Raw genomic sequence first — 19,329 nt, forward strand, 5'->3', positions numbered from 1 at the left:
AATCGAATTCTAACGAATTACCGATTTCTGTCCCACTCTCTTTTTTATTTTTACTAGAAGAAGGTCTCTTAAACGGATCTCTTCTTTCAGCCCCTAATTTATGGTATAATAGATCGATACTGTAATAAGGAAAATAGAATGAATATACAACAATTACGATATGTAGTGGCGATTGCCAATAGTGGTACTTTTCGTGAGGCTGCTGAAAAAATGTATGTGAGTCAGCCGAGCTTGTCTATTTCAGTACGCGATCTGGAAAAGGAACTGGGCTTTAAAATTTTTCGTCGAACTAGTTCGGGGACATTTTTGACCCGTCGGGGAATGGAATTTTATGAAAAAGCGCAGGACGTGGTTAAGGGGTTTGATATTTTTCAAAATCAATATGCCAGTCCTGAAGAAGAGAAGAAAGAATTCTCTATTTCTAGTCAACACTATGACTTCTTGCCACCATTGATGACGGAATTCTCGATCCGCTATCCGGAAAATAAAAACTTCCGCATCTTTGAGTCAACGACGGTCCAAATTTTGGATGAAGTGGCTCAAGGGCATAGTGAGTTGGGGATTATTTATCTCAACCGTCAAAATACCAAGGGAATTATGCAACGGGTTGATAAATTAGGACTTGAAGTGGTGGATTTGATTCCTTTTCAGACTCATATTTACCTTCGCAAGGGACACCCTCTGGCTAAGAAGAAAAAACTGGTCATGGAAGATCTAGCTCAATTGCCAACTGTTCGCTTTACCCAAGAAAAAGATGAGTACCTCTATTATTCAGAGAATTTTGTCGATACCAGTTCGAGCTCCCAAATGTTCAATGTAACCGACCGGGCCACCTTGAATGGGATCTTGGAGCGGACAGATGCTTATGCGACAGGATCAGGCTTTTTAGATAGCCAGTCCGTGAATGGTATTACCGTGATTCCTTTAGAAGACAACTTGGACAATAAAATGGTCTATGTCAAACGCGAAGAGATGGATCTCTCCCCTGTAGCAGAGAAGTTTGTCGAGGTCATGGTAGAGTATTTTGATCAAAAGAGGTAAGAAATGAAGAGAAAAATAATGGTTCCAGTAGCAATTGTGCTATTGGTCCTACTGGATCAGTTGGTCAAATGGTATGTAGTCAAGAACATTCCACTGGGTGTCGTTAAGTCTTTTATTCCCCATGTGGTCAGCCTGACCTATCTTCAAAACACAGGTGCAGCTTTTTCACTTCTTGAAAATCAGCAATGGTTCTTTACCCTCATCACTCTAGTCGTGATGGTAGGGGCCTTTTACTATCTTTATAAGCACCTTAAGGGGTCGCTTTGGATGGTGATGGGCTTGACCTTGGTGATTGCAGGTGGCTTGGGGAATTTTATCGATCGCCTGCGTCAGGGCTTTGTGGTCGATATGTTCCACCTGGATTTTATGAATTTTGCCATTTTTAATGTAGCAGATAGTTATTTGACAGTTGGAGTTTTCTTGCTCCTGATCCTGATGTTGAAAGAGGAAACGCATGGAAATTAAAATCGAAGTAGCCGGTGCGCGACTGGATAAGGCTTTGGCGGATTTGACTCCCTTGTCACGAGCTGTAGCCAATGAGCAGATCAAAGAAGGAAAAGTTCTGGTCAATGGAACTGTGAAAAAAGCTAAGTATACGGTCAAAGAAGGAGACATCATCCAGTATGAAGTCCCAGAAGTGGAAGAGGTCAGCTATGAAGCAGAAGATCTGCCCTTAGACATCGTCTATGAGGACCAGGATGTCGTCGTCGTCAATAAACCCCAAGGCATGGTTGTTCACCCGAGTGCCGGCCACACCAGCGGGACCTTGGTCAATGCACTGTTATACCATGTCAAGGACCTTTCAGGGATCAATGGAGAATTGCGTCCAGGGATCGTTCATCGGATCGACAAAGACACGTCAGGCCTCTTGATGGTCGCAAAAAATGACCAAGCCCACGTCGCCTTAGCAGAGGAACTCAAAGACAAAAAATCTCTCCGGAAGTATTGGGCCATTGTCCATGGCAATCTTCCTAACGATCGGGGCATGATCGAAGCACCAATTGGTCGCAGTGAAAAGGACCGGAAAAAACAAGCAGTGACGGCTAAAGGAAAACCTGCAGTGACCCGTTTTCAAGTCTTGGAACGCTTTGGGGATTACACGCTGGTAGAGTTGCAACTGGAGACTGGTCGGACCCACCAAATTCGGGTGCATATGGCCTATATTGGCCATCCAGTAGCTGGAGATCCTGCTTATGGACCTAAGAAAACACTCAAAGGACAAGGACAGTTTCTTCATGCGCGGACACTTGGTTTCACCCACCCTCGCACAGGAGAGACTTTGGAATTTACAGCAGAAGTGCCAGCGATCTTTGAGAAAACGCTGGAAGACCTTCGAAAAGGATAATGGAGAATGGCTGAATGGAGATTCAGTCACTTTCATTACTTACGAAATAAATAGTATTAGAAAGAATCACAGCGATGAAAGCAAAACGAATCGTCTTTAAAGTAGGGACCTCGTCTTTGACCAATCCAGACGGGAGACTCTCTAGACAGAAGGTCAAGGTCATCACCCAGCAGTTGGCTCTCTTACACGAATCGGGCCATGAGTTGATCTTGGTCTCATCAGGGGCGGTTGCTGCTGGGTTTGGTGCCCTTGGTTTTAAGAAACGGCCGATTAAGGTGGCAGACAAGCAAGCCTCTGCGGCAGTTGGTCAAGGTTTATTGATGGAAGAATATACCTCTAATCTTCTTTTACGCAATATTGTTTCTGCACAGATTTTATTAACCCAGGATGACTTTGCGGATCAACGTCGCTATAAGAATGCCCACCAGGCCCTTTCTGTCTTACTCAACCGTGGGGCGATTCCGATTATCAATGAAAATGATACGGTCTCTATCGCTGAGCTAAAAGTTGGTGACAATGATACCTTGAGTGCGCAGGTTGCGGCCATGGCCCAAGCGGATCTTTTGGTGCTGTTGACGGATGTCGATGGCCTCTATACAGCCAATCCTTCTCAGGATCCAACAGCCAAGCGTTTGGAGCGGATCGAGCACATTTCTCGCGAGATGATCGAGATGGCTGGAGGTGCGGGTAGTAGCAATGGAACTGGCGGTATGCTGACCAAACTCAAGGCAGCGACCCTGGCGACAGAGTCTGGGGTTCCTGTCTATATTTGCTCATCTCTCAAGCATGATGCCTTGATCGAAGCGGCGCAAGAGCAAGCAGATGGCAGTTACTTCCTTGCAGAGGACAAGGGTTTAAAAACCCAGAAGCAATGGCTAGCCTTTTATGCAGAAAGCAAAGGTGCCGTTTGGGTGGATGCTGGAGCAGCGCAAGCTCTGTTGGATCATGGAAAGAGTCTATTGATTTCTGGTGTGACCAAGGCAGAAGGGGATTTCTCTTATCACGACATCGTCAGCGTCTATCATCAAGAGACTGGTCAATTACTAGGAAAAGGCAAGGTCCGTCTCGGCCAATCAGCTGTGCGCGATCTACTCCAATCTAAAAAAGCTAAGGGAATCCTTATCCACCGGGATGATTGGATCTCGGTAACTCCTGAGATTGACCTACTCTTTACAGAATTCTAGAGGAACACGTATGGGAACAACACAAGAACAATTAGCCATAGCGAGATCAGCTAAGAAAAGCATCAATACAGCCAGTACAGCTCTTAAAAATCAGGCTTTGGAGGCCATGGCTAGCCAGCTTTTGAAAGCGACTGAAGTCATTTTAGCAGCCAATCAAATCGATATGGAAGCAGCGCGTGGGAAGATCTCTGAAGTCATGCTCGATCGCCTCTTTCTTGATCAAGAGCGGATTGCCGGTATGGCACAAGGAATTCGTGCTTTAATAGACTTGTCAGATCCAATTGGGGAAGTGCTGGATACGGAAGTCTTGGAAAATGGTCTTGAAATCCAGAAAGTTCGCGTTGCCATGGGTGTTATTGGCATCATTTATGAAAGCCGGCCAAATGTGACATCGGATGCTGCAGCGCTTGCCATCAAGAGTGGAAATGCAGTGGTTCTTCGTACTGGAAAGGATGCCTTTCATTCTGCTCTAGCGATCGTGACAGCCCTCAAGGCTGGATTGGAAGAAGCTGGATTCAATCCAGATCTTCTCCAACTGATCCAAGATACGAGTCGAGCTTCTAGTATTGCTATGATGAAGGCTAAGGGATATCTAGATTTGCTCATTCCACGTGGTGGTGCTGGATTGATCCAAGCGGTGGTTGAAAATGCCATTGTCCCCGTTATCGAGACAGGAACTGGGATCGTCCATGTCTATGTGGACAAGGAGGCTGACTTCCAGAAAGCCCTCGCCATTATTGAAAATGCCAAGACAAGCCGCCCATCCGTCTGCAATGCCCTGGAGGTCTTGTTGGTGGATCGAGCGATCGCGTCTGACTTCTTGCCTTTGGTCAAATCGCGTTTAGTGGATGATCGGGAAAGATCCGTTGAGTTGCGCCTAGATGAGCAAGCACAGGCTATTATTTCTGGAACAGCCGCACAGGAACAGGATTTTGATACCGAATTTTTAGATTATATTTTAGCAGTCAAGGTCGTTGATGGAGTTGAGGAAGCGACGGACCATATTGAAGCTCATAGCACCCATCATTCGGATGCTATTGTGACTGAAAATCCTGAGACAGCCGCTTATTTCACCAAGCAAGTAGATTCAGCAGCGGTTTATGTCAATGCTTCTACACGCTTTACAGATGGAGGTCAATTTGGTCTAGGTTGTGAAATGGGGATCTCGACCCAAAAACTCCATGCGCGTGGACCAATGGGACTCCGGGAAATGACCAGTTACAAGTATATCGTCAGTGGAAATGGTCAAGTGAGGTAAAAAATGAAAGTAGCATTTATTGGACTAGGAAACATGGGAGCTAGTTTAGCCAAAGCAGTCGCAAAAGAAGTGGATGCGCAAGACCTGCTCTTGGTCAATCGTTCTCCTCAAAAGGTGCAAGAGTTTATCAGCCAGTATGGGGGAACGGCGTCTGATCTTGAACAAGTCTTTCAAGAGGCTGAAGTGATTTTTTTAGGGGTCAAACCCTATCAGATTTGCCCTCTCCTAGAGGAGTATCAGGGCATCTTAGCCCAACGCTCCAATCTCTTACTGGTTTCCATGGCTGCAGGCTTGGAACTAGAAAAGATGGCTGACGTGATCCAGAACGACCAGCTAGGGCTCATTCGCATCATGCCCAATACGCCTGTGGCCATTGGTCAAGGTGTTATCAGTCTAGCCCGCTCTCAAGCAGTGACAGACCAGCAAGTAGCTAAAGTAAACCAGCTCTTAGCAGGAGCAGGGGCTCTCTATGAAATTGAAGAAAAATTGATGGATCCTGCAACGGCTGTCGCAGGCTGTGGTCCAGCCTTTGTCTATCAGATGATTGAAGCCATGGCAGATGCAGGAGTAGGATTAGGACTTAAACGAGAGCAAGCCTTGCAGATGGCTGCACAGACCTTCCAAGGCGCTAGTCAAATGGTCCTAGAGACAGGTGAGCACCCAGCCCGCTTGCGAGATGCAGTTTGTAGCCCGGGTGGCTCTACCATCGCAGGTGTCAACCGCTTAGAACAAGTCGGCCTACGGGGCGACATCATTGCAGGAGTGGAAGCAGCCTACAAACGCACCCAAGAAATGGGACAAGATGCAGGGAAGAATTAGAAAAAAGATTGGTTTTTGCCAATCTTTCAAATTGAAGACAAAGTCCTCTTAGAAACTTTCCTTAGGTGAGAACGAACGTCAGCGAACTTCTTCGAAGTTCCATGACTAATTATTGAGCCTAAGGTCTCAATAATTCCGAGTGCCTGAAACTATTACGTTTCAGGCACTTTTCTCACGGCGGAAAAGTTTCAATAGAGGCTTGGATAACTCTGGATTTGTTAGATTTGTATAATAGAACATTTTTTCTTCGTTCTACAAGATTGGTTTTTTGGCCGATCTTTTTTTACGTTAGAGCGACTCTATCTCTACGAAGCCACTTTCAGTCAGACGATAGATTTTTTGGCAGACTTCTTTGAGGAAGGTCCGGTCGTGGGAGACTGTAACCAGTCCTCCTGGGTAGTCTGCGAATAGGCGACGAATTTCTGGTTGGGAAGTGGGGGAAAAATTACGAGTAGGCTCGTCCAAGAGCAGAAACTGGGGACTTGTGAGTACTAATTGAAGGAGGAAGAGTTTTCCTTGCTGGCCACCAGAAAGTTCAGAGATAGGATGATGCATTTCAGAATAAGTAAAGTTGAGGGAGGCTAAATGCAATTGAATGGTGTTGATTTCTTCGCGATCACCTGAATGCTGTAGAAATTGAACGGGTGTCTGAGTCAAAGGGAGGCCTTCAGTGTAATCTTGAGGCATATAGGCAGTGCGGATACTCTCATTATTCTGTAAAATCTCCCAGATCTTTTTTAGAAAAGTGGATTTCCCAACACCGTTGGAACCGATAATCCCTATCTTATCCTGCCCTTGAAGTGTGAGGGAGAGGTTCTTGACTAGCAAACGATCCCCAATTGCGAGCTCTTCTTGATCTAAGAGAAGGACACGTTTTTGAGGAGACAAGGGAATGAGGGAAGGGAAATGCAGATTGATGATTTCCTCATCATAGGGTTGGGGAGTCATGGATTGGAATTCTCGCTCGTAGCGCTTTTCTTGTGAGAGGAGGGACTTCATTTTCTTTGCCAGAAGACGTCCAGCAGTGCTATCTTTGGTATTTCGTAAGGAAGTTTGGACTTGCTGACGGACGCGACGGTGCTTCTCCATTGTTTTTTGGTAGGCTCGTTGATCGTTGGCCGCTTGCTGAGACTGTTGCTTAAATTGTTGTTCCCTCTGGCTACTGTAGTCTTGATAGCCTAGGTGCTCCACGATGGTTTCAGCCTCCTTGCGGTGTTTGATCTGTCTGAGGTGAATGATGGTATCCGCCGTCTGAGTCAAAAAATCTTCATGATGGGAAATAAATATTATGGCTTGGGGACTCGTTTGGATCATCTGCTGGAGCCAATCCAAGGTCTCCAAATCCAGATCATTTGAAGGTTCATCTAAAAATAGCAATTCATGAGGATAACAAAGTTCGTGAAGCAGTTGGACTTTGAGGGCTTCTCCTCCAGATAGACTTCCGATAGCTTGATCGCTTGCAAAGCGCTCGCTATTAAATTGCAATTGATCAGCCAGTCTGTAGAGGCTGGCATAGTCTAGCTCGTCCTCTCCAAAAAAATATTCTTCCAAGGTTTTCCTCTTCAATGTTTCCGGCAACGCCTGGGGAATATAGGCATAGGAGTGAAAGGAAGTGGTGATTTCTCCTTCCGTGATCAGATAATCTGGTAGGGATTTTGGGGACATAAGGACCTGAAGCAAGGAAGATTTTCCATTCCCTTCTTCGCCAATAATGGCAACTTTTTCTCCTTCATGAATGGTTAGGGACAGATCACGAACCAGATCGCGTAAATCTTTTGTATGTCGGATAGTGAGGTGGGATAGTTTTAGCATAAGATTCCTTTCTACTGGGACAAAAAACAGCTCTACCTATTTAGTAGAGCTGTATTCAAGTGAAACCCAAGCAGAAAAAAACCTTATTTAGCCAACAAATGGTTGGAGAATAGGCAAGAGGGTACACAAAAAGAGATAGAACAAGCAGTCCACTAAATAAAGTATTTTATTTAACGAAACTTAGTTGTTCATATCTCCTTACCTCCGAATATGATTAAATTTATTCTATTCCTTTTATTCCTTCTTGTCAAGGAATTCCTGGCTTCTTATTCCCTTTTCTTTTCGGAATCGGTGGAATTTTATGGTATAATTAAAGGTATGCATACAAAACCAACGTCCGCTTATGTCCACATCCCATTTTGTACCCAGATTTGTTTTTATTGTGATTTTTCGAAGGTCTTTATTAAGAATCAACCAGTCGATGCCTATTTGGAGCATTTGATCCAAGAATTTCGTAGGGAAGAAATCACACACTTACGGACTCTCTATATTGGGGGTGGGACACCGACAGCTCTAACTGCGGATCAGCTAGCCTATCTGCTCAAGGAGCTGACTAAGTCGCTTGATCTGTCTCAGATGGAAGAGCTGACAATCGAGGCCAATCCTGGTGATTTGGATCCGGATAAGATTGCGGTCTTGAAGGATTCGCCGGTTAATCGGGTTTCATTGGGCGTGCAGACTTTTGATAATCGCTTGCTCAAGAAGATTGGTCGGAGCCATCAAGAGCAGGATATTTATGACAATATCGACCGTCTGAAGCTGGCTGGTTTTGACAATATTTCGATCGACCTCATTTATGCGCTTCCGACGCAAACCATGGACCAGGTCAAAGAGAATGTCGCTAAGGCTCTTGCCCTCGACATTCCCCATATGAGTCTTTATAGTTTGATTCTGGAGAATCACACAGTCTTTATGAATCGCATGAGGCGGGGCAAGCTTCCTCTACCTAAAGAGGAGTTGGAAGCAGAGATGTTTGAATACATTATTCAGGAGTTGGAGCGTGCGGGCTTTGAGCATTACGAAATTTCCAATTTCTCCAAGCCTGGTTTTGAAAGTCGCCACAACCTCATGTATTGGGATAATGCGGAGTATTATGGCTTAGGAGCTGGTGCATCCGGCTATGTCGATGGGATTCGCTACAAGAATCATGGCCCTATCCGCCACTATATGCAGGCTGTAGAAGAGGGAAATACGCGTGTCCAAGAAGAACATCTGACTCAGACAGAAATGATGGAAGAAGAGATGTTTCTAGGACTACGTAAGAAAACAGGCGTTTCCAAGAAGCGTTTTGAAGAAAAGTTTGGTGTGAATTTTGACCAACAATATGGATCAGTGGTTGAGGAATTGACCCAGCAGGGCCTTTTGGTACCTGACAAGGACATTGTACGAATGACTAAGAAAGGTCTCTTTTTAGGAGACACTGTAGCAGAGAAGTTTATTTTGGAGTAGAAGATGGCAAAAACATTTGAATACAGCATGAAAATTCCTTTTGATATGAGCGATGTCAATGGTTATATTAAGATTCCCCAATTGATCTTGCTGTCTTTACAGGTATCGGGTATGCAATCGATTGAGCTGGGTATGAGTGATATGTACATTTTAGAGAACTACAATCTAGTCTGGATTATCACGGATTACAATATGAAGATCGATCGTCTCCCTGTATTTGATGAAAAGATCACCATCGAAACCTATGCCAAGAGCCATAATCGCCTTTTCTGCTATCGGGCTTTTAATATCAAGGATGAAGCAGGAAATACCATCATTGAGATGGTCGCGACCTTTGTCTTGATGGATCGGGATACGCGCAAGGTCCATCCAGTTATGAGCGAAATCACGGATGCCTTTGACTCTGAATTTTCAAAAACCATGCTCCGCGGTCCCCGTTTTAAGGAATTAGAGGGGGGCATCGAACAAGAATATCGGGTTCGCTTTTACGACTTGGATATGAACGGACATGTCAATAACAGTAAATACTTGGACTGGGTTTTTGAGGTGATGGGAGCAGACTTCTTGACCCATCATGTCCCTAAAAAAGTTCATCTAAAATATGTCAAAGAAGTACTAGCAGGAGGTCTCATCACCTCTCAATATGAACAAGAGGGCTTGAAAACTCAGCACCAAATTACTTCAGATGGTCAGATCAATGCCCAAGCTGAAATTGAGTGGGAAGAAGTAGAAGAAAAGGGTTGGAATTATGGAAAGTAGAAGATTAAAAAATAAAAAACAGGAACTTGAAAGCTATCAAAAACGGGTTGTGGCCTATGCCAAGCGTCAAAAGAACCCTTTGTACATGTTGGGAGATTGGCTCTTGACTCTTTGTGCTTTGGGCATCATCCTGGTAGAGGAAATTTATAAATTTTTCCGCTATCGCTTGAATTTAGAGAGTTTTAATCGCTTTTTAAGAGAAGATGTACGCTGGTATCGGGTCTGGATCCATTTCACCTTGGCCTTTCTTTTACCGGTCATGATCTTCTCGATTGGGATTACTAGCCAATCAGGATCCTTCTGGTCCAATTTCTATCACCGCTTGTCCCAAGGCGTGCTCTTTAGCACAACAGTCAGCCTCGCTGCGACCTTGGTGACGGATTTTGTGGAGAATTTGCAACCAGAAACTAAGTCTGACGGAAAAAATCGGAGCACTAAACGCACGGTTTATCAAATCAGTGTGGATCAGGCAACCGTGATAGGCTTGTTATTGACCATTGTGATCCTCATGGTAGCATCCTTCTTGTTCACCCAATCGGGAAGTCAAGGGATTAATTTTACAGGTTTGGTGTTACAATTTGTCCTCTATGCTGGAGCCTTGCTCTTATATGGTTCTGGTGGACGAGTCGATGCAGAGAAGTTGCATGAAGAAGCTGACACAGAAAGGGAAGAATAAATGCACTATAAGGGCTATTTGATTGATTTGGATGGCACTATTTACAAAGGAAAATCACGAATTCCTGCAGGAGAAGCTTTTGTTCATGAACTGCAGGCGCGTGAGATTCCCTATCTCTTTGTGACCAACAATACAACCCGCACACCAGAGACTGTTCGGGATATGCTGGCCACTCATTTCAATATTGAAACCCCAGTTTCGACTATCTATACAGCTACCCTTGCGACCATTGACTACATGAATGACCAAAATTTGGGCAAAAAGGTCTATGTGATCGGAGAAGCGGGGCTCAAAGATGCTATTGAAGAAGCTGGCTATATCATCGATGAAGAAGCACCTAATTATGTCGTGATTGGCCTCGATTGGCAAGTGGATTATGAGAAGTTTGCTAAAGCAACCTTGGCGATTCAAAAGGGAGCACACTTTATCGGGACCAATCCGGACCTGAATATCCCGACGGAGCGTGGCTTGCTACCAGGTGCAGGATCCTTGATTGCTCTTGTCGAAGCAGCAACACGGGTGGAGCCTGTGATTATTGGAAAACCAAAGGCCATCATCATGGATAAGGCTATTGAACACTTGGGTCTTGAAAGAGAAGAAGTCGTAATGGTCGGGGATAATTATCTAACAGATATTCGTGCAGGTATTGACAATGGGATTCCAACTCTTTTGGTGACGACAGGTTTTACCAAACCAGAGGAAGTGCCGACCTTACCAATTGCACCGACACATGTTGTTTCCAGTTTAGCGGAGTGGGATTTTGATGCTTAAAAGTTTAAAATCAATCAACCAATTTTTCTTTATCTTGTCAGCTACGATCCTTCTCACCATTGGCCTAGCATGGGTCCTCTATCCCATGGAGATCCATTGGTTGGGGATTCAAAGCCGAACTGGTTTTTCGGCTTCAGTCATCATGAAGAATTTTAATGTCTTGATGAACTACTTGACCAATCCTTTTCAATGGGTGTTGAAGATGCCTCAATTCCCCTCTTCCAAAAATGGCTTGCACCATTTTGAAGCCGTCAAGTACCTGTTTCATTTGGTGACGGTCGTATTCTTGGTTACTCTACCTGGTTTTATCCATTTTATGCGGACAGTCGTCAAAAATGGCTACCTGGCCCTGTACCGAAGTCTCTTCTTTTGGATGATGGTTTTACCAGTAGTGCTTGCGGTGATGGCTGTTATGATTGGCTTTGATCAATTCTTTACGCTTTTTCATCAGGTCTTATTTGCTGGGGACAATACTTGGCTCTTTGATCCGCGCGTGGATTCGATTATTCTTGCATTACCAGAAGACTACTTTATGCATGCCTTTTTGATTTTCTTTGTCTTATACGAAGGAGTCTGTGCGAGTTTTTATCTATTTTCTAGGAGGAAGAAATGAACCAATATAACCGATTATTAGACCCTAAAAAAGATATAGGAAGGTATTCTGGGACACTTGCTATTTATCTCTTGGTAATGACCTTAGTAACCGTCCTGTGGGAAGTCCTCTTAGGCTTAACCCTAGCAGGCTCTCTCAGAAAAGATCCAAGTCAAGTAACGGAGAAACTAAACGCCCTGAATGTTTGGGCTGGTATTCCCTACCTCATCTCTATTTCCATTGGACTCTTTCTTTTTAATGCCTATCGCAAGAAGGCCCTTTATAAATATGATCTTAAGCATAAGGGACGTAAGATGACACTTTCAGTCTTCTTTATTCTTCTCGCCTTTCTTGGCTTTTCTCAAGTCTTTTCATCTGTGATGACACAAGTGATTGAGCGCATGTTTGAGACCATTGGCCTTCATTCTCCAACACCAGATCTAGGAGATACGATTGAGCGATCTTGGACTATGCTCTTGTATGCTGGCTTTTTTGGTCCTATCACAGAGGAATTCTTCTTCCGTGGGGCTGGCTTGCGAGGCTTGGAACGGTATGGCAAAATCTTTGCCATTGTCATGACGGCTATTTTATTCGGCCTCTTCCATGCCAATTTTGACCAGCTCTTTTTCGCGGGTATCATTGGTCTAGGATTCGGCTACATTGCCTTTGAATACAATATCTGGTGGGCAATTTTCTATCACATTTTCAATAACTTTGTCATTTCCCAAGGCTTGCATTATGTGGCCTATCATGTGGACGAGGGACTAGCGAATTGGCTCCAAATCGGTGTTTTAGCCATTGGTTCCATTGTCATGATAGTGGTTCTTGCGACTAAATGGCCAGCTATCAAGGCTTATATTCAGGCCAATAAACCTCAGCCGGGAGTTTTCCAGCGTGCCCTCGCTTCCTTCTGGTTCTGGTTCTTCGTGCTATTCACTATCCTGATGTCTATTGTTCCTTATGTGATTCCGCTCTTCCAGATGGCTAATCTCAAAGGATAAAGATTATCGATTGCTAGTAAAGGGGGATCCTTTTAGATCTCTCTTTTTTGCTATGAAAAAGGGCAAGTGAAGATAAAGGATTGAGGATGAGGGTCTGATATATAATTTAAAAATTATTTTTAACTTGGTGAAGGTGGATAATAATACAAACATATTAGAGAGAGGCCAAGACCTCTCTTTTTTGCTATAATAGAGAGTATGAATAACTTGATTAAATCCAAGCTCGAGCTCTTGCCGACGAGTCCGGGCTGTTACATTCACAAAGATAAGAACGGTACCATCATCTATGTGGGGAAGGCCAAGAATCTTCGCAATCGGGTGCGGTCCTATTTCAGAGGGAGCCACGATACCAAGACGGAAGCGCTGGTATCTGAGATTGTGGATTTTGAGTTTATCGTCACCGAGTCCAATATTGAGGCCTTGCTTCTTGAGATCAACCTCATCAAGGAGAATAAGCCCAAGTACAATATCATGCTCAAGGACGACAAGTCCTATCCCTTCATCAAGATTACCAATGAGCGCTATCCGCGTCTGATTATCACGCGCCAGGTCAAAAAGGATGGCGGGCTCTATTTCGGTCCCTATCCGGATGTAGGGGCGGCCAATGAGATCAAGCGACTTTTAGACCGAATTTTCCCATTCCGCAAGTGTACCAATCCGCCTTCCAAGGTCTGCTTTTACTACCATCTAGGGCAGTGTATGGCCCACACGGTCTGCCATAAGGATGAGGCCTATTTCAAGGGCATGGCTCAGGAGGTTTCTGATTTCCTCAAGGGGCAGGATGACAAGATTATCGATGAGCTCAAGCTCAAGATGACTACGGCTGCGCAAAACATGGAATTCGAGCGGGCAGCCGAGTATAGGGATCTGATCCAGGCCATCGGGACCCTGCGGACCAAACAGCGGGTCATGGCCAAGGATTTGCAGAACCGGGATGTCTTTGGCTATTACGTAGACAAGGGCTGGATGTGTGTGCAGGTCTTCTTTGTCCGTCAGGGCAAGCTGATCGAGCGGGATGTCAACCTCTTCCCTTACTACAATGATCCGGACGAGGATTTCTTGACCTATGTAGGGCAGTTTTACCAGGAGAAATCTCACCTGATCCCCAATGAAATCCTGATCCCTCAAGATATCGATGAGGAAGCGGTCAAGGCCCTAGTGAATACCAAGGTCCTCAAGCCCCAACGTGGGGAGAAGAAGCAGTTGGTCAATCTAGCCATCAAGAATGCGCGTGTCAGTCTGGAGCAGAAGTTCAATCTCCTTGAAAAATCCATGGAAAAGACCCAAGGTGCCATTGAAAACCTTGGAAAACTCCTGCAAATTCCAACTCCTGTGCGCATTGAATCCTTTGACAACTCCAACATCATGGGGACCAGTCCGGTTTCAGCCATGGTGGTCTTTGTCAATGGGAAGCCAAGCAAAAAAGACTATCGCAAGTACAAGATCAAGACTGTCGTCGGGCCAGATGACTATGCCAGCATGCGGGAAGTCATTCGCAGACGTTACAGCCGGGTTATGCGGGATGGCCTGACGCCACCTGATCTGATCGTTATCGATGGGGGGCAGGGGCAAGTCAATATTGCCAAGCAAGTCATCCAAGAAGAGTTGGGACTGGATATTCCCATTGCAGGTCTGCAAAAGAATGACAAGCACCAGACCCATGAATTGCTCTTTGGTGATCCTCTCCAAGTTATTGAACTCTCTCGGACTTCGCAGGAATTTTTCCTCCTCCAGCGGATCCAGGATGAAGTCCACCGCTTCGCCATCACCTTCCACCGCCAACTACGATCCAAGAATTCCTTCTCTTCCCAGTTGGACGGCATTGAAGGCTTGGGACCAAAACGCAAGCAGTTACTGATGAAACATTTCAAGTCACTGACCAAGATCAAAGAAGCCACTGTGGATGAGATCGTCACAGTCGGCATCCCACGAGCAGTAGCGGAGGCAGTGCAATCCAAGCTCCATCAAGGAAAACAAGAAGAAGCAAGTCCCTTGATGGAAGTGGCGGAGGATTCTGAACCATACCAATCATAAGGAGTTTAAAATGAACAATCGAATTGCTATTTTATCTGATATCCACGGAGATACAACAGCCCTCGAGGCAGTGATTGCGGATGCGCGTGCTCTAGGCGCAACGGAATACTGGCTTTTAGGAGACATTTTGTTACCGGGGCCTGGAAGAGAGGACCTTTTTGAATTGCTAGATGCGATTCCGATTACAGCGGCTGTTCGAGGAAATTGGGACGATTGTGTTCTAGAGGCCTTGGATGGCGAGTACGGACTTGAGGATCCGCAGGAGATCCAGCTTCTTCGTCTCACTCAGTACCTCATGGAAGGACTAGATCCTAAGCGGATCGATTGGCTTCGCTCCCTTCCATTGGTAGAGAAGAAGGAGGTCAATGGTATTCGCTTCTCATTGACCCATAATTTACCAGAAAAGAATTATGGTGGAGATTTGCGTCCAGCTAATGCGACGGAGAACTTTGACCAATTGCTGGTTGATCAGACGGATATGGCGATCTACGGTCATGTCCACAAGCAGTTGCTTCGCTATGGCAGTCAGGGCCAACAGATCCTCAATCCAGGAACTGTTGGTATGCCTTATTTTGACTGGGAACCAATTCAAAACCACAGAGCCCAGTATGCTCTGATTGATGTCGAAGAAGATGGGGTGACCAACCTTCAATTTCGTAAGGTGGCCTATGACTATGAAGCAGAGCTCCAAGATGCTAAGGACAAAGGTCTTCCTTTTATTGAGATGTACGAAGAATTGAGGCGCGAGGATAACTATCGGGGTCATAACATCGATCTGCTAACTGGCTTAATTGAGAAATACGGTTATGCCAAAGAAGTAGCTGCCTATTTCAATCTTTCCAATGAATCATAGGTGGATCTCTTGTGTATTCAATCTATAAAAAAGAAGCGGATCTTCAAAATGTCCGCTTCTTTTTTCACAATCTTAGGCTGTAAAACCCTGCAAGCTCTTTCATTTTGTGTTAAAATAGAGGTAATAGAATTAGAAAAGGAAGTTGACTATGAAATTCCTAGAACTCAACAAAAAACGTCATGCAATCAAGCATTTTACTGACCAGCCGGTCGATCCAAAGGATGTACGGACAGCTATCGAAATTGCGACCTTAGCTCCAAGTGCTCACAATAGCCAACCTTGGAAATTTGTGGTCGTTCGTCAAAAAAATGCAGAATTGGCAAAATTAGCCTATGGTGCAAACTACGATCAAGTCATGGAAGCCCCTGTGACCATCGCCCTCTTTACAGATACCGATTTGCAAAAACGGGCTCGCAAGATTGCGCGTGTCGGTGGGGTTAAGAACTTCACAGATGAGCAGTTGCAATACTTTATGCAAAATCTTCCTGCTGAATTTGCTCGCTATGATGCCCAACAAACAAGTGATTACTTGGCTTTGAATGCCGGTCTTGTGGCTATGAACTTGGTACTTGCTTTGACGGACCAAGGTATTGGAACCAATATTATCTTGGGATTTGATAAATCAAAAATCAATGAAGTATTGGACATTGAAGAGCGTTTCCGTCCGGAAGTCTTGATTACGGTCGGCTATGCTGCTGAGAAAGTAGAACCTAGCTACCGCTTGCCAGTAGACGAAATCATTGAAAAACGCTAAGCCATTCAGCAAATAGAAGATAGAGGAGGAATGCATGACAACAGTTGATTTTAAAGCAGAAGTAGAAAAACGTCGCGAAGAGATGATGGCTGATCTATACAGCCTTTTGGAAATCAATTCGGAACGTGATGACAGCAAGGCAGATGCAGAGCATCCTTTTGGACCTGGTCCTGTAAAAGCTCTTGAAAAATTCTTGGAAATTGCTAAGCGTGATGGCTATGAGACCAAGAATGTGGACAATTATGCCGGTCACTTTACCTTTGGTGAAGGAGAAGAAGAGCTTGGGATCTTTGCCCATATGGACGTCGTGCCTGCAGGTAGTGGTTGGAAGACAGACCCTTACAAACCAGAAATTATTGATGGCAAGCTCTATGCGCGTGGATCATCTGATGATAAAGGGCCTACAATGGCTTGCTACTATGGTTTGAAGATCATTAAAGACTTAGGGCTTCCAGTTTCTAAGCGCGTGCGTTTTGTAGTCGGAACGGATGAAGAATCAGGTTGGGCTGACATGGACTACTATTTCAAACATGTCGGTCTTCCAGAGCCAGATTTTGGCTTCTCTCCAGATGCGGAATTCCCAATCATCAATGGGGAAAAAGGAAACATTACGGAGTACCTTCATTTTGGAAATGACAACACTGGGAAGGCTAAACTTCATAGCTTTACAGGTGGTCTTCGTGAAAACATGGTGCCAGAGTCAGCGACTGCAGTCGTTTCTGGACAACTTCCAGATCTTGCTGGCCTCTTAGATGCCTTTGCCAAGGAACACCAGCTTCAGTATGAAATCTCAACCGTGGATGAAGAAACATATACCGTTACGATTATTGGTAAATCAGCTCACGGATCAACTCCTGAAGATGGAATCAATGGTGCAACCTACTTAGCGCTCTTGTTGAACCAATTTGATTTTGGTGGCGCTGCTAAGGCTTACCTTCATGTGACAGCTTCGCTTCTTCACGAAGATTTTGCCGGCGAAAAATTAGGTATTGCCCATACAGATGCCAAAATGGGACCATTGAGTATGAATGCAGGTGTCTTCCATTTTGATGAAAGCCAAGCAGACAATACCATTGCCCTCAATATCCGTTACCCTCAAGGAACAGATCCTGAAACCATCAAAGCCATCCTTGAAAAGATCGATGGAGTGGCTACAGTGAGCTTGTCAGCCCATGGTCACACACCTCACTATGTTCCGATGGATGACGAATTGGTATCCACTCTCTTGCGTGTTTATGAAAAACAAACTGGTCTCAAAGGACACGAACAAGTGATCGGTGGTGGTACCTTTGGTCGCCTCTTGAAACGTGGTGTTGCCTTTGGAGCTATGTTCCCAGATTATGTCAATACCATGCACCAAGCTAATGAATTCGCAGATGTTGAAGATCTCTATCGTGCAGCAGCTATTTACGCAGAAGCCATCTACGAATTAATCAAATAATCCACTACTCGGCCAGGTTTTCTGGCTGAGTTTTTCCATAGAAGGAGGACTTATGTCAAGGATTGAAACTATTAAACAAGCCATTATGATGGATCCTCAAAATAAAGCTTATACGGAAAGAGGAATCGAGCCACTCTTTGCAGCTCCAAAAACTGCTCGTATCAATATTATCGGACAGGCTCCTGGGATGAAGACGGAGGAAGCTGGGATTTACTGGAAGGATAAGAGTGGTGACCGCTTGCGCGAATGGTTAGGAGTTGACGAAGACACCTTTTACAATTCTGGTTTGTTTGCAGTTATTCCCATGGACTTTTATTTCCCAGGGCATGGAAAATCTGGTGACCTTCCCCCTCGCAAAGGTTTTGCGGAAAAGTGGCATCCTCAACTTCTCAAGGAGTGTCCGGATATTGAGTTGACCCTTCTGATTGGACAATATGCGCAAGCTTACTACCTTCATGAAAAGGTTAGTGGCAAGGTAACCGAACGGGTTCAGCATTTTAAGAACTATTTACCAACCTATTTTCCACTTGTTCACCCTTCCCCTCGCAATCAGATTTGGATGGCAAAGAATCCTTGGTTTGAGGCAGAGGTGGTGCCAGAATTGCAATCATTGGTACAAGAGATCATTCGAAGATAAAGGAGATCGGGGATGGAGGCATACCAACAAGTTAAAGACAAATTAGAAGAACTTGGGATCGAATTTGAAGTAGTGGAGCACCCACCTGCATTCACGACTGAGCAGGCCGATTCTTACATTGAAGGCTTAGAAGGTGTCCGGACCAAGTCCATGTTTTTGACCAACAAGAAGAAAACCCAATTCTATCTTCTCATCATGGACGACAAGAAACCATTGGATATGGATGATTTCAAAGAGCAAGTGGAAGCCAACCGGATCCGCATGGCTTCAGCAGAATCCCTAGCAGAAAAAATGCAATTACCAGCTGGGACAGTATCTCCCTTTGGTTTATTAAACAATGAAGAAAAAGATATTCGAGTCTATTTCGATAAAGACATTGTGTCAGAGGAGATCATGACCTTCCATCCAAATACCAATGAAAAAACCATCTTTATTAAAACCCAAGACTTGTTCCGATTTTTAGAGTCAATTAGCTTTAACTATGAAATTCTAACCCTTCCATAACATACCATATAGGAGAAATCATGAAAGAAATTCTATTTTCAAGCTTTTACCAAGCTTATCAAAAAGGAGACTTACACGTTCTTGATGTACGCGAGCAGGAGGAATACGATGCCCTTCATCTAGATGGGGTGACCTTGCTTCCCTTGTCAGAATTACTAGATCGCTATACTGAGCTGGATAAAGATCAGTCCTATTATGTCATCTGCAAGTCTGGTCGACGCTCAGCACGCGCTTGCCAATTTTTGGAAGAGCAAGGCTATGATGTGACCAACGTCCAAGGTGGCATGGATGCATTTGAATCCTAAAAAAAGACCTCTGAAAAGAGGTTTCAGATTAAAGATAAAATCAAATTAAAAACTTTCCTTAGGTGAGTACGGACGTCAGCGAACTTCTTCGAAG

The 19,329-nt window shown here is 44.7% G+C and carries 20 protein-coding genes; 19 read left to right on the forward strand and 1 reads right to left on the reverse strand.

The window, feature by feature from the left end; genetic code table 11:
- Window positions 1-138 precede the first annotated feature (138 nt).
- The 6 genes from ADG03_RS10165 (at window position 139) to proC (ending at window position 5,647) form a co-directional block, all read left to right on the forward strand.
- Entirely contained in the window at window positions 139-1,041 is a 903-nt protein-coding gene (locus ADG03_RS10165; RefSeq protein ID WP_003001728.1) for a LysR family transcriptional regulator, read from the forward strand.
- A 3-nt stretch (window positions 1,042-1,044) separates the two neighbouring features.
- Window positions 1,045-1,506, forward strand: a complete 462-nt coding sequence (gene lspA / locus ADG03_RS10170) for a signal peptidase II (RefSeq protein ID WP_023918362.1) — start codon at window positions 1,045-1,047, stop codon at window positions 1,504-1,506.
- On the forward strand, window positions 1,496-2,386 hold the full coding sequence (locus ADG03_RS10175) for an RluA family pseudouridine synthase (protein WP_023918361.1): 891 nt from the start codon (window positions 1,496-1,498) through the stop codon (window positions 2,384-2,386). Before lspA ends, ADG03_RS10175 begins: the two co-directional genes overlap by 11 nt.
- Before the next feature lie 74 nt (window positions 2,387-2,460).
- On the forward strand, window positions 2,461-3,570 hold the full coding sequence (gene proB / locus ADG03_RS10180) for a glutamate 5-kinase (RefSeq protein ID WP_049471938.1): 1,110 nt from the start codon (window positions 2,461-2,463) through the stop codon (window positions 3,568-3,570).
- A gap of 10 nt (window positions 3,571-3,580) precedes the next feature.
- The gene (locus ADG03_RS10185) at window positions 3,581-4,828 is read left to right on the forward strand and encodes a glutamate-5-semialdehyde dehydrogenase (protein ID WP_049471937.1); all 1,248 of its coding nucleotides are present in this window, start codon (window positions 3,581-3,583) and stop codon (window positions 4,826-4,828) included.
- A 3-nt stretch (window positions 4,829-4,831) separates the two neighbouring features.
- Window positions 4,832-5,647 (forward strand): pyrroline-5-carboxylate reductase, encoded by an 816-nt coding sequence (gene proC, locus ADG03_RS10190; protein ID WP_049471936.1) that lies wholly within the window; start codon window positions 4,832-4,834, stop codon window positions 5,645-5,647.
- Window positions 5,648-5,935: 288 nt separating this feature from the next.
- Here proC and ADG03_RS10195 read toward each other — a convergent pair whose 3' ends face one another.
- Window positions 5,936-7,459 (reverse strand): ATP-binding cassette domain-containing protein, encoded by a 1,524-nt coding sequence (locus ADG03_RS10195; RefSeq protein WP_049471935.1) that lies wholly within the window; start codon window positions 7,457-7,459, stop codon window positions 5,936-5,938.
- 318 nt (window positions 7,460-7,777) lie between these two features.
- Between ADG03_RS10195 and hemW the strand changes: the two genes are divergently transcribed.
- The 13 genes from hemW (at window position 7,778) to ADG03_RS10260 (ending at window position 19,235) form a co-directional block, all read left to right on the forward strand.
- The gene (gene hemW, locus ADG03_RS10200) at window positions 7,778-8,908 is read left to right on the forward strand and encodes a radical SAM family heme chaperone HemW (protein ID WP_049471939.1); all 1,131 of its coding nucleotides are present in this window, start codon (window positions 7,778-7,780) and stop codon (window positions 8,906-8,908) included.
- 3 nt (window positions 8,909-8,911) lie between these two features.
- On the forward strand, window positions 8,912-9,667 hold the full coding sequence (locus ADG03_RS10205) for an acyl-ACP thioesterase domain-containing protein (protein ID WP_049471934.1): 756 nt from the start codon (window positions 8,912-8,914) through the stop codon (window positions 9,665-9,667).
- Window positions 9,657-10,343 carry a hypothetical protein gene (locus ADG03_RS10210; RefSeq protein ID WP_049471933.1) on the forward strand — a complete coding sequence of 229 codons (687 nt, stop codon included), beginning with the start codon at window positions 9,657-9,659 and terminating at the stop codon, window positions 10,341-10,343. The genes ADG03_RS10205 and ADG03_RS10210 overlap by 11 nt, the downstream gene beginning before the upstream one ends.
- A complete protein-coding gene (locus ADG03_RS10215) occupies window positions 10,344-11,114 on the forward strand; it encodes a TIGR01457 family HAD-type hydrolase (RefSeq protein WP_049471932.1) in 771 nt (256 codons plus the stop codon).
- Complete coding sequence (locus ADG03_RS10220; RefSeq protein WP_049471931.1) at window positions 11,107-11,727, forward strand: TIGR01906 family membrane protein; 621 nt, start codon at window positions 11,107-11,109, stop codon at window positions 11,725-11,727. The genes ADG03_RS10215 and ADG03_RS10220 overlap by 8 nt, the downstream gene beginning before the upstream one ends.
- Window positions 11,724-12,707, forward strand: coding sequence for a CPBP family intramembrane glutamic endopeptidase (locus ADG03_RS10225; RefSeq protein WP_049471930.1), 984 nt, complete (start codon window positions 11,724-11,726; stop codon window positions 12,705-12,707). Before ADG03_RS10220 ends, ADG03_RS10225 begins: the two co-directional genes overlap by 4 nt.
- A 198-nt stretch (window positions 12,708-12,905) precedes the next feature.
- Window positions 12,906-14,741: an excinuclease ABC subunit UvrC gene (gene uvrC / locus ADG03_RS10230; RefSeq protein ID WP_049471929.1), complete on the forward strand. Its 1,836-nt coding sequence runs from the start codon at window positions 12,906-12,908 to the stop codon at window positions 14,739-14,741.
- Window positions 14,742-14,751: 10 nt separating this feature from the next.
- A complete protein-coding gene (locus tag ADG03_RS10235) occupies window positions 14,752-15,594 on the forward strand; it encodes a metallophosphoesterase family protein (RefSeq protein WP_049471928.1) in 843 nt (280 codons plus the stop codon).
- A 148-nt stretch (window positions 15,595-15,742) separates the two neighbouring features.
- The gene (locus ADG03_RS10240; RefSeq protein WP_049471927.1) at window positions 15,743-16,348 is read left to right on the forward strand and encodes a nitroreductase family protein; all 606 of its coding nucleotides are present in this window, start codon (window positions 15,743-15,745) and stop codon (window positions 16,346-16,348) included.
- Between the two features lie 34 nt (window positions 16,349-16,382).
- Window positions 16,383-17,789 carry a dipeptidase PepV gene (gene pepV / locus ADG03_RS10245; RefSeq protein WP_049471926.1) on the forward strand — a complete coding sequence of 469 codons (1,407 nt, stop codon included), beginning with the start codon at window positions 16,383-16,385 and terminating at the stop codon, window positions 17,787-17,789.
- Between the two features lie 52 nt (window positions 17,790-17,841).
- The gene (locus tag ADG03_RS10250; RefSeq protein ID WP_049471925.1) at window positions 17,842-18,426 is read left to right on the forward strand and encodes a uracil-DNA glycosylase family protein; all 585 of its coding nucleotides are present in this window, start codon (window positions 17,842-17,844) and stop codon (window positions 18,424-18,426) included.
- 12 nt (window positions 18,427-18,438) lie between these two features.
- The gene (locus ADG03_RS10255) at window positions 18,439-18,930 is read left to right on the forward strand and encodes a prolyl-tRNA synthetase associated domain-containing protein (RefSeq protein WP_049471924.1); all 492 of its coding nucleotides are present in this window, start codon (window positions 18,439-18,441) and stop codon (window positions 18,928-18,930) included.
- A 20-nt stretch (window positions 18,931-18,950) separates the two neighbouring features.
- On the forward strand, window positions 18,951-19,235 hold the full coding sequence (locus ADG03_RS10260) for a rhodanese-like domain-containing protein (protein ID WP_049471923.1): 285 nt from the start codon (window positions 18,951-18,953) through the stop codon (window positions 19,233-19,235).
- Window positions 19,236-19,329: the final 94 nt, after the last annotated feature.

Source organism: Streptococcus parasanguinis (assembly GCF_001069785.1).
In the GTDB taxonomy this organism is placed as follows: domain Bacteria; phylum Bacillota; class Bacilli; order Lactobacillales; family Streptococcaceae; genus Streptococcus; species Streptococcus parasanguinis_T.

What these genes read in the sequence shown, in the direction of transcription:
- ADG03_RS10165 (WP_003001728.1), top strand. Translation starts at nt 139, where the DNA reads ATGAATATACAACAATTACGATATGTAGTGGCGATTGCCAATAGTGGT.
- lspA (WP_023918362.1), top strand. Translation starts at nt 1,045, where the DNA reads ATGAAGAGAAAAATAATGGTTCCAGTAGCAATTGTGCTATTGGTCCTA.
- ADG03_RS10175 (WP_023918361.1), top strand. Translation starts at nt 1,496, where the DNA reads ATGGAAATTAAAATCGAAGTAGCCGGTGCGCGACTGGATAAGGCTTTG.
- proB (WP_049471938.1), top strand. Translation starts at nt 2,461, where the DNA reads ATGAAAGCAAAACGAATCGTCTTTAAAGTAGGGACCTCGTCTTTGACC.
- ADG03_RS10185 (WP_049471937.1), top strand. Translation starts at nt 3,581, where the DNA reads ATGGGAACAACACAAGAACAATTAGCCATAGCGAGATCAGCTAAGAAA.
- proC (WP_049471936.1), top strand. Translation starts at nt 4,832, where the DNA reads ATGAAAGTAGCATTTATTGGACTAGGAAACATGGGAGCTAGTTTAGCC.
- ADG03_RS10195 (WP_049471935.1), bottom strand. Translation starts at nt 7,459, where the DNA reads ATGCTAAAACTATCCCACCTCACTATCCGACATACAAAAGATTTACGC.
- hemW (WP_049471939.1), top strand. Translation starts at nt 7,778, where the DNA reads ATGCATACAAAACCAACGTCCGCTTATGTCCACATCCCATTTTGTACC.
- ADG03_RS10205 (WP_049471934.1), top strand. Translation starts at nt 8,912, where the DNA reads ATGGCAAAAACATTTGAATACAGCATGAAAATTCCTTTTGATATGAGC.
- ADG03_RS10210 (WP_049471933.1), top strand. Translation starts at nt 9,657, where the DNA reads ATGGAAAGTAGAAGATTAAAAAATAAAAAACAGGAACTTGAAAGCTAT.
- ADG03_RS10215 (WP_049471932.1), top strand. Translation starts at nt 10,344, where the DNA reads ATGCACTATAAGGGCTATTTGATTGATTTGGATGGCACTATTTACAAA.
- ADG03_RS10220 (WP_049471931.1), top strand. Translation starts at nt 11,107, where the DNA reads ATGCTTAAAAGTTTAAAATCAATCAACCAATTTTTCTTTATCTTGTCA.
- ADG03_RS10225 (WP_049471930.1), top strand. Translation starts at nt 11,724, where the DNA reads ATGAACCAATATAACCGATTATTAGACCCTAAAAAAGATATAGGAAGG.
- uvrC (WP_049471929.1), top strand. Translation starts at nt 12,906, where the DNA reads ATGAATAACTTGATTAAATCCAAGCTCGAGCTCTTGCCGACGAGTCCG.
- ADG03_RS10235 (WP_049471928.1), top strand. Translation starts at nt 14,752, where the DNA reads ATGAACAATCGAATTGCTATTTTATCTGATATCCACGGAGATACAACA.
- ADG03_RS10240 (WP_049471927.1), top strand. Translation starts at nt 15,743, where the DNA reads ATGAAATTCCTAGAACTCAACAAAAAACGTCATGCAATCAAGCATTTT.
- pepV (WP_049471926.1), top strand. Translation starts at nt 16,383, where the DNA reads ATGACAACAGTTGATTTTAAAGCAGAAGTAGAAAAACGTCGCGAAGAG.
- ADG03_RS10250 (WP_049471925.1), top strand. Translation starts at nt 17,842, where the DNA reads ATGTCAAGGATTGAAACTATTAAACAAGCCATTATGATGGATCCTCAA.
- ADG03_RS10255 (WP_049471924.1), top strand. Translation starts at nt 18,439, where the DNA reads ATGGAGGCATACCAACAAGTTAAAGACAAATTAGAAGAACTTGGGATC.
- ADG03_RS10260 (WP_049471923.1), top strand. Translation starts at nt 18,951, where the DNA reads ATGAAAGAAATTCTATTTTCAAGCTTTTACCAAGCTTATCAAAAAGGA.